General features: G+C 59.3%; 2 protein-coding genes. One reads left to right on the top strand and one right to left on the bottom strand.

Features of this window, described 5'->3' with window-relative positions; translation table 11 throughout:
* Nucleotides 1–117 precede the first annotated feature (117 nt).
* On the bottom strand, nt 118–909 hold the full coding sequence (pdeH, locus tag AB0H42_RS35675) for a cyclic-guanylate-specific phosphodiesterase (RefSeq protein ID WP_043142934.1): 792 nt from the start codon (nt 907–909) through the stop codon (nt 118–120).
* Between the two features lie 238 nt (nt 910–1,147).
* On the opposite strand from pdeH, the gene AB0H42_RS35670 reads away from it, so the two are divergent.
* On the top strand, nt 1,148–1,363 hold a 216-nt coding region (locus AB0H42_RS35670), incomplete at its 3' end, for a PfkB family carbohydrate kinase (protein ID WP_357064289.1).

The raw sequence follows: 1,363 nt of genomic DNA, 5'->3' as shown, positions 1-1,363 counted from the left end.
GCTGAAAACCTTTCCTGTTCTTGTCATAGGGCTCCCTCAGCACATAAACCGGGCTGCCGAATGAAAGGAAAAGGAATGAGCAGCCCCGTTTAAGCCTAGCTGAGGATAGGCCGGAGTTCACGCCGGCGCGCCGGGCGCGGCAAACAGCGTCGGTACGCTGTGTAAAGTTTCAAAGCACGCCGGGCGGGAAAGATAGTAACCCTGCGCGGCCAACGCGCCGGAACGCTGCACCAGCCGCCACTCCTGTTCGGTTTCCACGCCTTCGACGATCACCCCGTCGCTGTGCTGATTCATCATCTTGATCAGGGTGCCGAGCAGCTGTACGCCCTCTTCCGACTGTTTGAGCAAGGTGAACAATTCGCGCGCCACCTTGATGTATTGATAGCGCCAGGCGCCGACGGCGGAGAAGTTGGCCAGCCCGCTGCCGAAATCGTCCAGCCACAACCGTTCGCCGCCGACGATCTGCTGTAACGGGCGGTTTGACGCCGTTGCGGCTTGCTCCACCAGCTCGAAGCGCAGGTAGGGCATCTCGGCGATCTGCCGTTGCAACGCATCATGACGCTGCAACGCTTGCAGCGCCATGCCGTCGATATTGACCGACACCATCACCGCGTGGCGAATGAACAACGCCTGCCAGCGCTGCAACAGCGCCAACTGCTCCTGGATCACCCGCAAACGCTGGGCGACGCCGAGCGAGGCAAAATACTGTTCCGGGGATTGCCGTTTGTCCGGCTCATTAGGGTGATACACCGCCGTCAGCAGTTCCACCGCCAGCAACGCGCCGCTGGTGCGATAAATCGGCTGGAAGGTATACAAGCGCCGGCATTGCCGCCAGTAGCGCCGCGATTTGGCGCAGGCATAGAGGGCAAAACAGGGCGCCAGCAGACCCGAGATCAGGTTGGTTATCATCGGTACTATCGCCGTGGCGGGGAAGTGAGAGCGCTGCCGCTGTTTCTTTACCCAGCTTATCGGCCGCGCCGCGTAAAACTTTAAGCACGAATTACCGCAGGCTTTCCTCTTCACCCTGTTGGCGTTGGTCGATCGCGATCATAAAAAATTAAAACACTGTTTTAATTTATTGACTCCCTGACCGCCTTACGTGGAGACTGGCGGCTGTTGCTTCTTCTTTAGCCAGGGCTTATTGACGATGACTATCCGAAATCTCGCCGTGATCGGCGAATGCATGATCGAGCTGTCACAGCAGGGCGCACAGCTGACGCGCGGCTTTGGCGGCGATACCCTCAACACCGCCGTCTACCTTGCCCGCCAAATGCCGGAACAGACGCTGCAGGTGCATTACGTCACCGCACTCGGCACCGACAGCTTCAGCGGCGAGATGCTGCTGGCCTGGCGGCAGGAGAAC

The organism is Nocardia sp. NPDC050799 (assembly GCF_040654015.1).
In the GTDB taxonomy this organism is placed as follows: Bacteria; Actinomycetota; Actinomycetes; order Mycobacteriales; family Mycobacteriaceae; genus Nocardia.
This window is presented reverse-complemented; position numbering and strand designations above follow the sequence as displayed.